Origin of the sequence: Frankia sp. CeD, assembly GCF_000732115.1 — a bacterium.
Lineage (GTDB): Bacteria > Actinomycetota > Actinomycetes > Frankiales > Frankiaceae > Frankia > Frankia casuarinae.
In genome coordinates, this window is sequence record NZ_JPGU01000031.1 from 41,441 (window position 1) to 56,658 (window position 15,218).

General features: G+C 69.1%; 9 protein-coding genes and 1 pseudogene. 6 read left to right on the top strand and 4 right to left on the bottom strand.

Annotated elements, in window-relative coordinates:
• Nucleotides 1-293: 293 nt before the first annotated feature.
• Nucleotides 294-677 (top strand): annotated as a pseudogene (locus tag CED_RS15585) (hypothetical protein); the annotation flags it as partial.
• A 120-nt stretch (nt 678-797) separates the two neighbouring features.
• On the opposite strand, the gene CED_RS26280 reads toward CED_RS15585, so the two are convergent.
• The 4 genes from CED_RS26280 to CED_RS15605 form a co-directional block, all read right to left on the bottom strand.
• Nucleotides 798-1,259 (bottom strand): hypothetical protein, encoded by a 462-nt coding sequence (locus CED_RS26280; protein WP_035911789.1) that lies wholly within the window; start codon nt 1,257-1,259, stop codon nt 798-800.
• Between the two features lie 4 nt (nt 1,260-1,263).
• On the bottom strand, nt 1,264-3,456 hold the full coding sequence (locus CED_RS15595; protein ID WP_035911790.1) for a site-specific integrase: 2,193 nt from the start codon (nt 3,454-3,456) through the stop codon (nt 1,264-1,266).
• Nucleotides 3,453-5,162 (bottom strand): hypothetical protein, encoded by a 1,710-nt coding sequence (locus CED_RS26285; RefSeq protein ID WP_035911792.1) that lies wholly within the window; start codon nt 5,160-5,162, stop codon nt 3,453-3,455. The genes CED_RS15595 and CED_RS26285 overlap by 4 nt, the downstream gene beginning before the upstream one ends.
• Nucleotides 5,162-6,649, bottom strand: coding sequence for a site-specific integrase (locus CED_RS15605; RefSeq protein WP_035911794.1), 1,488 nt, complete (start codon nt 6,647-6,649; stop codon nt 5,162-5,164). The genes CED_RS26285 and CED_RS15605 overlap by 1 nt, the downstream gene beginning before the upstream one ends.
• Before the next feature lie 250 nt (nt 6,650-6,899).
• Between CED_RS15605 and CED_RS15610 the strand changes: the two genes are divergently transcribed.
• From CED_RS15610 to CED_RS15635, 5 genes are all read left to right on the top strand, one after another.
• Nucleotides 6,900-7,325, top strand: coding sequence for a hypothetical protein (locus tag CED_RS15610; protein ID WP_152569768.1), 426 nt, complete (start codon nt 6,900-6,902; stop codon nt 7,323-7,325).
• Nucleotides 7,326-7,502: 177 nt separating this feature from the next.
• Nucleotides 7,503-8,534, top strand: coding sequence for a replication-relaxation family protein (locus CED_RS15615; protein ID WP_035911797.1), 1,032 nt, complete (start codon nt 7,503-7,505; stop codon nt 8,532-8,534).
• Nucleotides 8,535-8,861: 327 nt separating this feature from the next.
• Nucleotides 8,862-10,376 (top strand): class I SAM-dependent DNA methyltransferase, encoded by a 1,515-nt coding sequence (locus tag CED_RS15620; protein WP_035911799.1) that lies wholly within the window; start codon nt 8,862-8,864, stop codon nt 10,374-10,376.
• Between the two features lie 1,204 nt (nt 10,377-11,580).
• Nucleotides 11,581-14,670 carry a type I restriction endonuclease subunit R gene (locus tag CED_RS15630; RefSeq protein WP_035911801.1) on the top strand — a complete coding sequence of 1,030 codons (3,090 nt, stop codon included), beginning with the start codon at nt 11,581-11,583 and terminating at the stop codon, nt 14,668-14,670.
• Nucleotides 14,671-14,975: 305 nt separating this feature from the next.
• Nucleotides 14,976-15,218, top strand: a 243-nt coding sequence (locus tag CED_RS15635; RefSeq protein ID WP_035911804.1) for a transposase domain-containing protein, incomplete at its 3' end; no start/stop codon positions are given.

Consider the following 15,218-nt stretch of genomic DNA (forward strand, 5'->3'; position numbering starts at 1 on the left):
GTGTCTCCAGCCCGCCGCGCTTCTTCCCAACCTAGGCTGACACAGCTTGGCGCGAGAACCCGGTCCGTGGCGGGCGGCCGACCCGTGAGCACCCGGGTTGCAACCGACGGGCATGGCGGGTCGCGTGTCCCCGGGGNGGCTCGTACAGGATCCACGCAAAGCCGGGCGAAGACGAGCCTGGTGGTTTCGGCTCGCGTACCTGCGGCTATCACGCCCAGTGACGGATCTCGGCCGGTAGCGGCGCGGGCCCTGACCGGGAGCGGTGACTGATGGCCGCGGATGGCGCCGCCGTGATGGACGCTCCGGCTGGAGCACAGTCAGCAGCAGGAAGTGACGTGGCGGTCACCCTCGTCACGGTGATCATGGTTGTGGTTGTCGGGCTCACGTTCGCCTTCGGGTTCGGCAACGTGTTCCAGCTCGGGTTGCGTCTGGGAGTGCCGGTCTGGGTCGCGCCGCTGGTGGCCCCGGCGGTCGACTTGTCCGTGGTGGGCCTTTTGCTGGGGACACGGCAGCTGGCGGTGCAGGGCGCGCCGCCGGAACTGCTGCATCCGGCTCGGCGGCTGCTGGTGTTCTCCAGCGTGGTGACCCTGGCGCTGAATGTAGCCGAGCCGGTGATCGCCGGCCAGTACGGCAAGGCCGCGTTCGACGCCGGCCCGGCGCTGCTTATCGGATTTTCGTCCGCAGTCTGCTTGTCTCGTTTAATTCGGCGGGGAGCGGTCGTGTCTCGTTTCGAGCCATGTCGGAGCGCTTGGGTGTGAGGCAGGTCATGGCTCGTGGCTTTCCCCGGTCTGGCGCGGTCAGCATGGTCCGATCTGGCCGGTGGACCGTCGGGTAGGTAGGGCGCGCACGGTGCCGGCGGGGGCCGCCGCGGCGGNGCGGNGGCGGNGGNTCTCGTCGTGTTGGGNGGCAAGCCGGGNGATCGCGAGGGTTCTGAACGCTTCGTGCTCGGCGAGTTGGCTGTCGCGTTCGGCGAGCCGGCGGTGCAGGTCGGCGTTGTCCCGTTTGAGGCGGGTGATCTGGGCATCTCGGGAGTCGACGACGGTGCCGCCGGTGGCGTGAAGGTCGGCGAACTGCTTTTCGAACTCGGTTTTGAGGTGCGGGTAGCTGCGGTAGAGGGTGGCTCGGGAGATCCCGGCGAGGCGGGCCAGGGNGGNGGTGTCGCATTTGCCGCCGGGTGGTAGTTCGCCGCGTAGCAGCGCGCGGGCGGCGGCGCGGATGCGTTCTTCGGTGTCGCGGCGCTGGGCGTCGCTGACGCGCATGGGGCTACTCGCTTTCGGCGTCGGAAGCCGTGGATGATCCAGACGCGGTGTCGATCGCGTCGAGGACGCGTTGGGCGCGGGCGAGTTCGCCGCGTAGCCGGGCGCGTTCGGCGGTGTGGGTGCGGCCGAGGTTGCCGAGGAAGGCGGTGGTCTGGGTGACCGTGTCGGCCCAGACGCCGCGGTGGCAGGGGTGGTGGGTGGCCTGCGGGCAGCGGGCGGAGTCGCACATGCCAGCCAGGGGCTTGTCCGCGGTCGGGGTGCCGGCGAGTGTCAGGCAGAGCGCCCGGGCCGGGTCGATGAACCAGCAGTAGTTCGCGACGCCGAGGTGCAGCATCCCGGCCCGTTTGGCCAGCAGGTTGATCACATGTTTGTCGCTGTCGAGGACCCCGGGCGCGCTCGGGGCGTGGGCGGCGAGCGCGGCGTCGACGTGCGCGAACAAGGCGGTCAGGTCCCGGCCGCCAGGCCCAGCGGGCATGATCTGCTGCTGGTAGTTGCGGTATTCGGCGAGGATCAGCTGCTGGTTGCGTTCGGTCTCGTGCTCGCTGATCTCGGCGAGCAGTTTGGCTTGGGCGCCGCCGGGCCGGGCGGCGTAGCCCTCGGTCGTCGCGACGGACACATGCTTCAAATGGATTTTCGTGGCGAGCAGGCCGCCGGGCCGGTAGGCGAGTTCCTGGGCGAGGGTGCGGCGCAGCATCCGCGGGGTGATCGGGTCGTCGGGGATGGGGGCCAGGCCGAGCCGGTCGCCGGCCGGCCCGTTCACCCAGGCGCGTAGGTGCTGGTAGCGGGACGCGAAGGCAAACCGGCCGAACAATAGGTCACCGTCACGGCGCTCCGTTCTGTGGAGCCGTTCGGCGACGGCGATGGCGTGGTCGACTTCGGGAACGACGACCCATTCGTCGCGGGTGCCGCCGAGGGGCTGGCCTTTGACGAGGGTGCCGGCCAGCCGGTGTCGGCCGAGGGCCTCCTCGGCGGGTGGGCGGCGGCAGCCGGTGCGCAGTTCCATCAGCTCGCACTCGCGCATCCCGGTGACGGTGGCGGTGACCAGCAGGCAGGCGGTGAACAGGTGGTCGGCCAGGTAGCGCACGTCGGCTTCGTCGATCGGTAGTGTCCACCGGACGCTGCCCGCGCCGTCGGCCCGCTCGACGTGTGGGGCGTCGCGGCCCCAGGGCCGTTCGACGCCGACGAGGCGGAGGGTGTGTTCGATCGTTGGCCGCAGCGCCTGCACGGTCGCGTTGCTGATCTTGGCGCGGCCGGTTTGGCGGGCCAGGGCGTGCAGGTTGACCGGCAGCAGCGGGTCGTCGGCGGCCCAGCCGCGGGCCCGCCGTCCACGGGCGATGTGGTCGGCGACCTGCTCCAACGGAATGCCGGTGGACTCGTGGCGGCGCAGCACGGCGCGCAGGGCGGCGGGTGTGGCGTGTGAGCCGGGTAGCGTCCGCACCTGGTCCTGGTGGGCGGCCAGCCCGCGGCGCAGCATGAGGATGGGCTCGGCGAGCGTGCTGACGAGGTGGAGCGCGGCGGCGAGCATCGGCGCCAGCACCTGCTGGCGCACCACTGGGGTGGTGTTCGCCCTGGCGGGTGCGGCTCCGGTCACCGCCCAGGCTGATCGTCCCGACCAGGGCAGGAAGCCGGGTGGGTAGCGGTCGGCGGTGAACAGCTCGGTGTAGTAGGCGAGCTCGATGATGACCGCGGCGATCAGGCGGACGGTGTAGTCGCCGAGCGGGCTGAGCGGGTTCCCGTCGGGATCGTGCCGGCTGCGCCGCTGGTTCAGATACTGGTCGCAGTGCGTCTGGCTGACCTGATCCAGGCTGGACACGCCGTGGCTGGCCAGCCAGTTCAGCCAGCCGGTCAGCGCGCGCAGCCGCTGGTGGCAGCTGGTCAGAGCCAGCGGTGTGCGGTAGGCGTGTGCGAGCACGGCCACCTCGTCGAGGGTGGGTGCCAGCCGGGCGAGCAGGTATTCCTTGGCGAGGCGCCGCCAGGCCGGGGCGGTGATCGCGGTGAAGTCCATCCGCAGCTCGTAGTCGTGGACGTGCGCCGGCACGCCGTCGACGTCGCCGAACAGCCAGATGTCGTCGTCGAACCTGGGCCGCTGCCCGCCGGCCCGGACAGTGAGCCCGGCGGCCTGGCAGACATCGACCCCGGCGAACACCGACGACCCGGTGGGGCCGACGGTCTCGGCGGTGTGGGTCGCGCGGGTCATGCGGTGCGCTCCTCGGGTCGTAGCGGCAGGNCGTCGTCCCGGNTGGTGACCGACGAGGCGGCGCTGTCCAGCACCGTGGCGGGATAGCGGGCCAGCACCTCGTCGATCCGGGTGGCATAGGGGCCGAAGACGGCCATGAACTGGGCGGAGGGCATGGCCTGCCATTGGCGGGCGAAGAANGCTTTNAGCCGTAGCAGGTTCGCTGCGTGCCGTGGGGTGAACACCGCCAGCGGGCAGAGCAGGCAGACCCACGGCCGGGCCGGGCACGGCTTGCCCGACGGGCCGTGCAGCCCAGCATGCGGGTCGGTGCAGGCGGCGGCGAACACGTCCTGCTCCCCGCCGACCAGTACGGCCACCGCCGCGTCATCGCCACCGAGGTCGGCGGCCAGCCGCGGGAAGCCAGCCACCGCGGCGGCCGTGTCGGCGTCGCCGAGCACGACCGGCGGGTGGGCGCGGCGCAGCATGTCGTGCTGCGCGTCGGCGATGATCGCCTCGACCGCCTCACGCTGGGCGGGGGTGGCGGCGGTGAGGTAACTGTCGCCTTCCACGGCCGGGCTGTGGTTCGGGTCGATCAGCGTCCGGGAACTGCCGTGCCAGGACCGCCGGTCCCGCAGCGACAGGTAGGTCGTGCGGATGCGGCGCCGGTCGACCGTCAGGCCCCGGCGCTGCGCCCACGCCCGCTGGGTCGGCGCGGGGACCTGCGTCGTCCACCACTGCTGCCGGCTGCCCGTGCGGGCCGCGTAGTAGTGGAAGTGCGCCCACAGATGGCCGCGCAGTCCGGCGGGAGCGAAGGCCCGAGCCGGCGCGCTGTGGGCCAGCCACTGCTCGAGCAGCCGGACCGCCTTGGCGGGCAGGGTGACCGATTCGGCTGCCCGCCGGCCCTTGACGTAGGCGAGCAGCACGGTGGCGTCCCCGGCCCAGTCGAGGTCGCTCACGCCGAGGTCGGCGATGCCGTCGGGCACGATCCCGGTATAGACACCCAGCAGCAGCCGGTAGGCGATCACCGTGTGGACGTCGGGGTAGAGCGCCTGGCAGACGGGGCGGACCCCGCCGCGCAGCTCGATCCACCGGTTGGTCCGGCCCAGATACGCGGCGACGTCGGTGGCGGTGGCCGGACCGTGCTCGGCCAGCAGCCAAGCAACNTTNTCCTGNCNCCANCCGAGCTCGCGNGGGTCNCCGCCACGCCGTGCCACCGCCTGCATGACCCGATGCTGGGCGAACNCCTCATCGACCGCCGTCCGGCAGGCCTTGTGCAGCCGTTCCCACTCCTCGGCCGGGTAGGGGACCAGCGGCGTCGACACCGGCGCGGAGTTGAACAGCCGCCCGCCGGCCAGCTCCCGCACCGGCGGCGGCAAGGCGCCGGTCGTCGTGTCGTAGCTGGTCAGCATCCGCCGGGTCGTCAACTCGGCCAGCCAGCCGGCTTGCAGCCAGTACTCGGCCAGCAGGCCGCGGGTCAGCGTTCCCGCCCCACCCGCCAGCCCACGGCCGCGGGCGAAGGCAGCCAGATCCTTCAGGCCGGTCAGGTAGCAGCCGACGGTGGCCGGCGCGTCGACGCTGCCGTGCGGATGGACCAGCCCGGCCAGCCCGACCAGCAGATCAGCGGCCAGCGGCGCTGGCGCCACGCCCGCGACGGTGAACGCGCGGCGGCGGCCGTCGCTGAACACGCAGGCGATCCCGAGCCCGTCCTCTCCCAGCTGGGCGGGCATCAGAACTCGTCCCCCTCCACGTCGGTGCCGGTGAACTCCGCGTCCGCCTCACGCTGCGCAGCAGGGTCGGCCGTCAGGCCGTGGGCGGCGCCGGCGTGCTGGTAGGCGTCCCGGTAGATACGGGTGGTGTCCAACCGGCGCAGGTAGACCTCGGTGACCATCACAGAGGAGTGGCCGAGTAGGTCACGCAGCACCATCAGCGGGTCGGCCTTGGACAGATACAACGCCAACGCCGCGTCCGGGCCGCCCTCGCCGCCGGTCGCCGCCGTGAGCGCCGCGGCCTGCCGGTAGTAGCCGCCGACCAGCTTCTCCAACGTGGCGACCGCGAACGAATGCCGCAGCCGGTGCGGGTGGACATGCGGGAAGCGGGGCTCGAAGACCTCCCGGATGCGGTCCGAGGCGCGGGTGAACACGCTGTCCCACGCGGTGAACGGCCCGCCGTCACCGCGCAGCGCCAGCAGGCACGACCCACCGTCCGGGCCGACGAGCCGCCGCCGGTCCGCGGGACGCAGGCTCGCCCAGCGCNCCCGGNCCCCGTTGNCCCGCCCGCCGATCGGGTCGGGGTCGCTGACCTGCAGCGGCGTCCCCCACCGGGGCGGGGGACGCCACGACGACCCGACCGTGCTCGCCGCCCGGTCCAACCCCACATAGCGGTGCACCGCTTCCAACGCTGCGTGATCAACCCAGGTCGTCCGGGGCTTGCGNCCNTTAGCGNCCCCCGCCGGCACCGCCAGCGCCACCGGCAGGTCCCCCGCCGCCCGGGGCAGCGCCGGGACCTCGTAAACCAGCAGGTAGGTGAACTCCGCCCGGCGCAGCCCACTGGCCAACGCCAACCGGGCAACCGCGGCGTTACGTTCCAACTCCCGGCCCCGATAGCCCTCGTCCGCCACGCCATCGGGCCGCAGACCCGCCAGCGCGCGCACGAACATCTCCGCGAAATCGGCCTCCAAATACTTGATGGTCACGTGCGCCTTCGGTGTCCGCCGCCGCGCCAGGTTCACCCGCACGGGCCCGGCCGGGCCCGCGAAACCGGCGCGGCCCTGGGCATAGCTGAACGGCACCGCCTGCGCATACCCCTCGGCCACCGCCCACTGGTAGAAGCACGACAGCACGCTCACGTGCCGATTCCACGTCGTCGCCGCGAACCGCGCGGTCACTGGCCCGTCCGCGCGATGCGCCGCGTACGCCCCAAGTGCCTGCTTCAACGTCTCTCGGCCGTCGAACGGGCCGACCCCGAGACCGGCCAGGAACTCCAGCCAGTCCCGCAGCACCCGCGCGTAGGCCGCCCACGTCGCGCTCGCCGACGCCCCGCTCGTGGGCAACTCCCGCAGCCACCGGTTCACCACGGCCGCCGGCCGGACCACCCCACCGTCGTCATCGAACCGCAAGTCGTCATCGACCAGCACAGGCATCCGCTCAGGGATCGCCGGCGCCGCGGCCAGATCCCAGCTCTGCCAGTCAGTGCTAGAGAAGAAGGTCAGATACACGAGGCGCGACCCTACGAACGCCGCGCNCCNCCCCGCAACGGGCAAACGAGACAGCCAGCCCCGCCGAAACGAGAAAACGAGACACTGTCACAAAGCAGAGAGAATCGGCTGGTCCGAGGTTGGCCCGGGATTGCTACGTGCGATGCGCCACCCCACCACCTTCCATCCCGCAGCGCAGGGCGCCACGATCCCTCAGCCCGCACCCCAGCCGACGGAGACTGCCGGGGCAGCGGCGTCCACCGCGGTGCCTGTGGCAACCGAAGGTGGGAGCCCGCGGGCCGAGGTGGGCGCGGTTCCTGCGCAGCGCGCTCCCGAGCAGGCGAACACCGTGGTGGTCGATGGTTCGCTGTTGGACCGGGCGCGGCGTGAGGACACCCGTTACTGGGAGGAACACCGCCGTCCGATCTCCTCGGACGAGCTGCGCAAGCGGCTGAAAGTCGGCTCGAAGAAGGCACGGGCCCTGGTCACGCAACTACGCACCGAGGCGCACCGGGTGCTGGAAGAACACGCCCCCAACGCCGACGTGTCCGAGGCCGGCACGGCCGCGATCGTGCTGGAGGCCGATGACCCGGCTGCGGATGGGCTGCCCGCGGTGGTCGTGCCGGACGACGTCGACATGGTTGACCTTGGGCCGGCGGAGCCGGACGAGACAGGTGCGCTGGCCGCCGTCGGATGAGGGCCCCCGCCCCGGCGGGTGGGACCGGCGCACACCCCGTGTGCTGGCGGGCGGGNGTCCCGGCGCGGACGCGACAGCCCGCTCACCCCTCGGCCTGGCCTGCCGTCTGCCCATTCCTGCCTGCGTGTTCGTCGACCTCTGCCTGCCTGACGACCCTCTTTGGGGAGACCTCTTCGCATGATCACGAATCCTCCGCAGCAGACCTACCTCGGCCGCCGCACCTACGCCCGGCCCACCGCCCGCATCGTGTCCAGTGGTGAGCACCAACTGTGGCTGGCCCGCCACCTCACCCCACGGGACCGGTGGATCACCCGCATGATCCACGAGCACCGGGTGTTGACTNCCCACCAGATCGTCGAACTCGGCTGGGTCACCCGCCGGTCGGCGAACATCCGCCTGCTGGAGCTGTACCGCTGGCGGGTCCTCGACCGGTTCCAGCCCCTGGCCGTCAGTGGCCTGTCGCCCATGCACTACGTCCTCGACGTCGCCGGCGCCGCCGTCCTCGCGCACGAGGACGGCCTAGACCCGAAGAAGATCGGCTATCAGCACGACCGGGCCATGGGCATCGCCCACTCCCTGCACCTGGCCCACCGGATCGCGGTCAACGGGATGTTCACCCGGCTGATCCNCCGCGCCCGCCGGCCCGACGCCCCCGGCCGGCTCACGGCCTGGTGGTCAGAGGAACGGTGCGCGGGACTGTACGGGGACATCGTCCGCCCGGACGGCTACGGCCNGTGGGNGCAGGGTGGCGCCGAGATCGAGTGGTTCGTCGAACTGGACTTTGGCACCGAACCGCTACGCCGCCTTGCCCTCAAGGTCGACGCCTACCACCGGCTCGCGAAGGCGACCCGTATCCACACGCCGGTCCTGATCTGGACCACCACGACCCGCCGCGAGGCCAGGATCCGCGACGTGCTTGCCGAGGCGCTGCGCCACCTCGACCAGCCCGAACGGGTACCCGTCGCGACCACAGCCGCGGACCTCGCCGAACCCGACCGACACCTCGATGCCACCCTGCGCCGCTGGCTCCCCATGAACCAGACCGGCACCGGCCGGTACACGCTCGGCCACCTGGTCGGCCTCTGGCCCTACCAAGGCCCTGACAGCCCCATGCCTGTGAATGNCCCGCTGCCCGGGAAGTCCAACCGCCTGCAGCCACCCCAAGCGATGCCGCCCACCAGACTCGACGGNCGACAGCTCGCAGCCTGACCCCCCGCTCACCTCCCGCCGCCGTGCCAGCTGGGCGTATCGCCCAGCTGGCGTGTACGGCAGCGGTGAGGGAAGGGAGGTCGGCGGTGGCTGCGAGCCCACCGGTCCGCTGCTGGGTGGTCGTAGGAGCGCGCCGGTGCCTGCGGCAGACTGGCGCGGTGGCGGTCACGATTCATGAGTTCCTAGCCGGGCTTCGCCCGACATCGCCCGACCAGCGAGACAAGGTCGACAAGTTCGATCGGCTGATCGGTACGTGATCGGTCCGACCACTGCGCAACGTCAGCATGATCGGAGTAGTGCCATCACGACGAAGGATCCCATCCGCCTGTGATCACACAGACCGACCTTGAGTCGCGGCTGTGGGCTGCCGCTAACGCACTCCGCGGCCCCGTCGACGCGGCCGACTACAAGACGTACGTGTTCCCGATGCTGTTCTGGAAGTGGATCAGCGACACCTGGGACTACGAGCACAGGCAGGCGGTCAAGGAGTATGGCGAGGAGCTGACCAACGAGATCGAAGCCGACTACCACCGCTTCAAGCTCCCGAGGAACACCCGCTGGTCGGTGGTCACCAAGACCCAGGCCAACCTCGGCGACGCGGTTGCGAGGGCGTTCCAGCGCATCGAGCAGGCCAACCCCAGGACCCTCGTCCGGATCTTCGGCGACGCTTCCTGGGGTAACGAGGAGCGGCTGCCGCCCTCGGCTCTTCGCGGGCTGGTGAAGGCATTCGACGACATCCCGCTCGACCCGTCCACGGTCAGCCACGACCTACTCGGCGCCGGCTATGAGTACCTGCTCAAGAAGTTCGCCGACGTCTCCGGCCAGAAGGCCGGCGAATTCTTCACCCCGCGCGAGGTGGTCGACCTCCTCGTCGCCATCCTGCGACCCGAGCCCGGCGAGACGATCTACGATCCGGCCTGCGGCTCCGGCGGCATGCTGGTGGCCACTATCAACCAGGTGCGCGAGTCCGCCCAGGACCATCGCACCCTGCGCCTGTACGGCCAGGAGGTCAACCTGACCACCTCGGCGATCGCGAAGATGAACCTCTTCCTCCACGAGATCGAGGACTTCGAGATCAAGCGCGGCGACACCCTGCGCAAGCCACTCTTCAAGAAGCCCTCGGGCGCGCTGACCCAGTTCGACGTGGTCATCGCCAATCCCCCGTTCTCCCTGGAGAGTTGGGGCGCCGACCAGTGGGCCTCCGATCCTCGTGCCATCGGCGGCGTACCGCCGGCGAAGAACGGCGACTTCGCCTTCGTCCAGCACATGGTCGCCTCGATGAGGCCCGGCACCGGCCGCGTCGGCGTCGTCATGCCCCACNGCGTCCTCTTCCGTAGCGGCGCCGAGGCCAAGATCCGCCAGTCCCTGATCGAGCGAGACCTCCTCGAAGCCGTCATCGGCCTCCCGCCGAACCTCTTCTACTCCACCTCGATCCCGGCCTGCATCCTGGTCTTCCGCCGCCAGAAGCCCGCCGACCGCAAGGACAAAGTCGTCTTCATCGACGGCTCCGAACGGTTCGCCAAGGGCAAGAACCAGAACACCATGTCGTACGACGACATCAAGGCCCTCACCGATGCCTACCGCACCGAGCTCGCCGCCGACGGCCCCGAGCCCAGCGCGTACGTCCACGTCGCCGACTTCGACGAGCTTAAGGCCAACGGCTTCGACCTCAACATCGGCCGCTACATCACCAAGACCGCAGGCGAAGCGGTTGATCTCGGCACGGCGCTAGTGGCGTACGCCGATGCTCGCGCACAGCGCATCGCAGCTGAGGCCGCGATGTTCGAGCGGCTCACCGCTGCCGGGATCGACTTGACCGCCTTCGGGGTGGCCGATGGCTGAGTGGCCAGAGTCCACCTTTGGTCAGCACCTTCGCAGAGTACGGCGAAGAGTGACAGTCGAACCAGGAGTCGAGTACCGCGCAGTCTCGGTACTCAAGGACGGTCAAGGCCTCGGCCCAAAAAATTCCTTCGTCGGAGGAGAGACGAATTACTCGACCCTGTACAGGGTCCGAACAGCCGATGTCGTCCTGCGGACAATCACGGCCTTCGAGAGCCCCGTAGGCGTCGCAACATCAACACATGACGGCGCTCACGTGTCCGGGGTGTTCCTGACCTACGAGGTCGCGCGAGNCTTGCTACCTGAATACCTACGCCTTGTCTTTCAGACGCCTAGGTTCTGGGGGGAGATGCAGGCCCGGGCTACTGGAACTGTTCTACGTCGGAAGACCGTTAACGACACTTCCTTCGCTGCGATCCCCATCAGGGTTCCACCGCTGGACGAGCAGCGCCGGATCGTCGACCTCGTCTCGTCTGTAGACGCCACGATCGCCGGGCTGGCCAGCGAAGCCTTGCAGGGCGAGGGGCTGGGATCTGCCTTGGCGGAGGACCTACTGCGCGACGTCGAGCGGGTCCCCGCGGACAGACACATCGTCAAGATCGATGGAGGCAAGAGCCCGCAGACGACCAACGTTGCACCGACGGCTTCCGAGGAAGGCGTCCTCAAAGTCAGCGCTGTGACACCATTCGAGTTCCTTCCTGGCGAGTCCAAAGCTTTGCTGCTGGACACGGCGCTGCCATTTTCCTCCAGGGTTCGGCCAGGTGACGTCCTCATCACCCGCGCGAATACCCCACAGAAGGTCGGCGCGGTCTGTAGAGTTCCCGAAGACGTGCGTGGTGGGCTTTTTCTCTCCGACAAGACACTTCGGCTCACNCCTGGCCCCGACTTGGACCCGGATTTCCTGGTAGTTGCCATGAGCCTCGCTTCTGCGCGAGACCATCTGACGGGTTCTGCGACCGGCACGAGCGCGTCGATGTTCAATATCAGTCAGAGCAAGATTCGTGCCACACCCATCCCCGTCCCAGAGCGGAGCGCTCAGCAGCGGATCGCCGCCACCGTGATGTCCGCGCGTCAGGTAGCTCGAGAGGTGTGGAGGGAGCATGAGCGGACCCTCACCCTGAGAGCGAGCTTGCTGACCTCTTTGCTGACGCAGGAGACCGAGATCGCCGAGGCGTACGATCGCTTCTTGGGGGAGGTCGCGTAGCGCATGGGCTGGAGCGAGGCTTCGACGATCCAAGCGGCTCTACTGGAGTGGGCGCAGGATGCCGGGTGGGAACACATATCTGGCACCGATCTGCCGCGTGCNGAGCACGAGGTCATAGTCGAGTCGTGGGTGCGGGACGCCCTGCTTCGGCACAGCCCTGGCCTGGTCAACGACGAGGAGTCGACCGATATAGTGATCGCCGAGGTCCACCGGGCGATGCTCGACGCCACCAATGGTCTGGTCGCGGCCAACGAGGCGCTGACGGTGATCCTGCGCGGGCAGCGGCCGTTCGTGACGGTGGCTGGGAAGCATGTGCCGCGGCGGTTCATCGACTTCGACGACCCGGAGGCCAACCGGCTGGTCGTGGCCGATGAGGTGACGATCAAGGGCGGGCACGAGGCGCGGCGGTTCGACGTCGTCTACTACGTCAACGGGTTCCCGCTCGTGGTGGTGGAGACGAAGACGCCGGTGAAGCAGACGGTGTCGTGGTTCAACGCGGCGAAGGATCTTTACGATGTCTACGAGGTGGAATATCCGCAGTTCTTCGCGCCGAACGTGTTCAACGTGGCGACCGAGGGACTTGAGTTACGGATGGCGCCGGTGCGCGCCGAGCCGGATCCGGAGAGCGAGTTCTGGGCGCCGTGGGGTGAGACCGGTGGTGACCCGAACCTGTCCGGGCCGGCGCGGGTCGAACGGGATGCCCGGACTCTGCTAACGCCGGCGATGGTGCTGGCGATCCTGCGGGACTTCGCCATGTACCGGCATGCCCGGGATGCCTCGGAGCAGGATGTGAAGCTTCTGCCTCGCTATCCGCAGGTCGAGGCCGCGGTCGCGATCCATGACAAGGTGCTCGCCGGTTCCAGGAACGCCCAAGGTGGCGGCGGACTGGTGTGGCATCACCAGGGGTCGGGCAAAACCGAGCTGATGGCGTTCACCGCCTCGCGGCTGTTGCGCGACCCGCAGGTCGGGGCGCCGACGGTGATCGTGATCGCGGACCGTAAGGACCTGGTCCGGCAGACCGCGGAGATGTTCCGCACCGCCGGGATGCCGACCCTTGAGGTGCCGAAGACCAAGCAGTCGCTGTGGACCGTGCTGAAGAAGCCCGGGCCGCGGGTGGTGGTGACCACGCCGCACAAGTTCGCCGAGGCCGGTCTCCTCACCGACCGGTCCAACATCATCGTGCTTGTCGACGAGGCCCACCGCTCCCAGGAGGGCACGCTCGGCGAGGCGTGGCGGAAGGCGGTGCCGAACGCGACGTTCTTCGGGATGACCGGCACCGCGGTCAAAGCCGGTGAACGGGACACGTTCAAGCTCTTCGGCAACCCCGAGGACCCCGACCTGGTGCTGTCGCGGTACACGATGGAGAACTCGATCGCCGACGGGTTCACCAAGCCCGTCATCGTCGAAGGCCGGTCGGTGAAGTTCGAGCTGAGCAAGGAGCAGCTCGACGAGGCGTTCGAGGAGCTCGCCGACGACGAAGGGCTCGACGACGAGGCCAAGGAGTACCTCTCCGGCAAGGCCAGCCATATCGCCACCATCCTGAAGAACCCCGAGCGGGTCGCCTCGGTCTGCGCCGACATCGTCGACCACTACCTCACCTACGTGGCTCCGCTCGGGCAGAAGGCGCAGGTCGTGGCGTACAACCAGGAGCTGGTGGTGGCGTACGCGACCGCGATCCAGGCCGAACTGGACCGCCGCGCCGCGACGATGACACTGCCGGACGGGTCCAGCGCCTTGCGTGAGGTCGGCGTGGTGATGCACGTGGACAACTCCAAGAGCACCCCGTCGGCGTACAAGAAGTACCTGCTCNCCGACGAGGCCGAGGAACGGCTCAAGCGACGCNTCAAGAAGGTCGACGACCCGCTCTCGTTCGTGGTCGTCACCGCGAAGTGGATGACCGGGTTCAACGCGCCGATCGAGGCCGTGCTCTACCTCGACAAGCCGCTCAAAGCGGCCAACCTGTTCCAGACCATCACCCGTCCCAACCGGCCATGGAAGAACCCGCTGACCGGACAACGCAAGGAGTACGGCCGGGTCGTCGACTACATCGGCCTGGCCAAGGCCATCGGCGACGCGCTGCTCGGCCCCAAGACGAAGGACGGAACAGAGCCCGAGAAGCCGACCGTGCACGACGTGGCCAGCCTGGTCGGGCGTTTCATGACCGACATGACCGTGCTCACCTCGTTCTTCGACGGGATCGACACGCGTGATGCGTCGTTCACCGCGTTGGCCGAAGCGCACGAGCGGATCCCGGTCGGCAGCGAGGCGCGGACCACGTTCGTGGAGACGTTCACCGCGGTGCAGCGGATCTGGGAGTTCCTCGACCCCAACCCGATGCTGGCGCCGTTCCAGAGCACGTATCTGTGGCTGGCGAAGCTGTATGCGTCGATCCAGCCCAAGGGGCTCGACAAGGGGCTGCTGTGGGCCAAGCTCGGCGCGAAGACCGAGGCGCTGATCCACGCCCACATGGGTGACATCTCGGTGAAGCCGCTGGTTTCTCGGAACGTCACCCTGGACGCGGCCGGGATCACGCTGATCAAGAAGATCGCCGAGTCGCTCCAGGTACCGCTGCCCGTGCCCGACCCGAAGGCTGCCGGGCAGATCGTGGAGGAGATCCTCGACTCCGTCGAGGCCCGGCTCAAGCGCAGGCTCGGCCAGGACATCGAGTCCTCGGCGTACAAGAGCCTGGCCGAGCGGATCGAGAAGCTGCGGCAGCGCACCATCACCTCGGTCGAGGAGTCGCTGCAGTTCCTCGAGGACGCGCTCCAGGTCGCCCACGACGTCGTCGCTGCCGACCGCGCAGCCGAGGAAGGCACGCTCGCCGAAGACGGGCGTCTCTACGACCCAAAGATCGGGGCACTCACACAGATCGTCGAGCAGAACACCCCTGCTGGGTTGCACAAGATCGTGCCCGACATCGCCTTACGGATCGACCAGATCGTCGTTGAGGTCTCCTACACCGGCTGGACCAGCTCCGACCGCGGCGACCGGGAGGTGCGCAGGGCCATCCGCTCCACACTTAAGGACTTCAGCCTGCCCGTCACTGGCGTGCTCTTCGAGAAGACCTACGAATACGTGAAGAAGAACTACTGACGGGCTGGTGAGTCGGATATTTGGTGTCGATCAAGGTTAGTCGACAGGTCGCCTGACAGCGGCTGAACTCGTCTAACCTGCCTGCTTCTCAGGTCGGGCGGCACCGGCGGCCTTGGCGCCGAAACCGCCGGCGTCGAGGCCGCCTGGCGACCCGACCTTCACTGCAGCTGCTTCGCCAGGGAAGGCCTCAAGCGTCAGGGGGGCTTGCGGGCTCCGGGCAATGCCACTTCCACTATTTGGATCTTGGCTGGCTGTGGTGTGTCGGTTCGGGTGGNTCTGCCGGGTTGACGGCATGATCCTGGGCTGTGACGGACACGGGTAGCCAGCTGACGGACTGGATNTCGTTGGGGGTCCTGACGTCGTTCGTCTCGCGGGACGCGGTTGATGNGGCGNTCGAGGCGACCGGGAGAGGTGCCCGGCGTTCCGACACGACGATCCCGCCGCGGGTCGCGGTCTACTTCGTGATGGCGCTCGCGTTGTTCGCGGACGACGACTACGAGGCGGTCGCGTGCCGGCTCGCCGCCACCCTGGACGATCTCGATGTGGTG

Excerpts from the sequence above, each read along its gene's own strand:
- CED_RS15595 (WP_035911790.1), bottom strand. The coding sequence starts at position 3,456 with ATGACCCGCGCGACCCACACCGCCGAGACCGTCGGCCCCACCGGGTCG.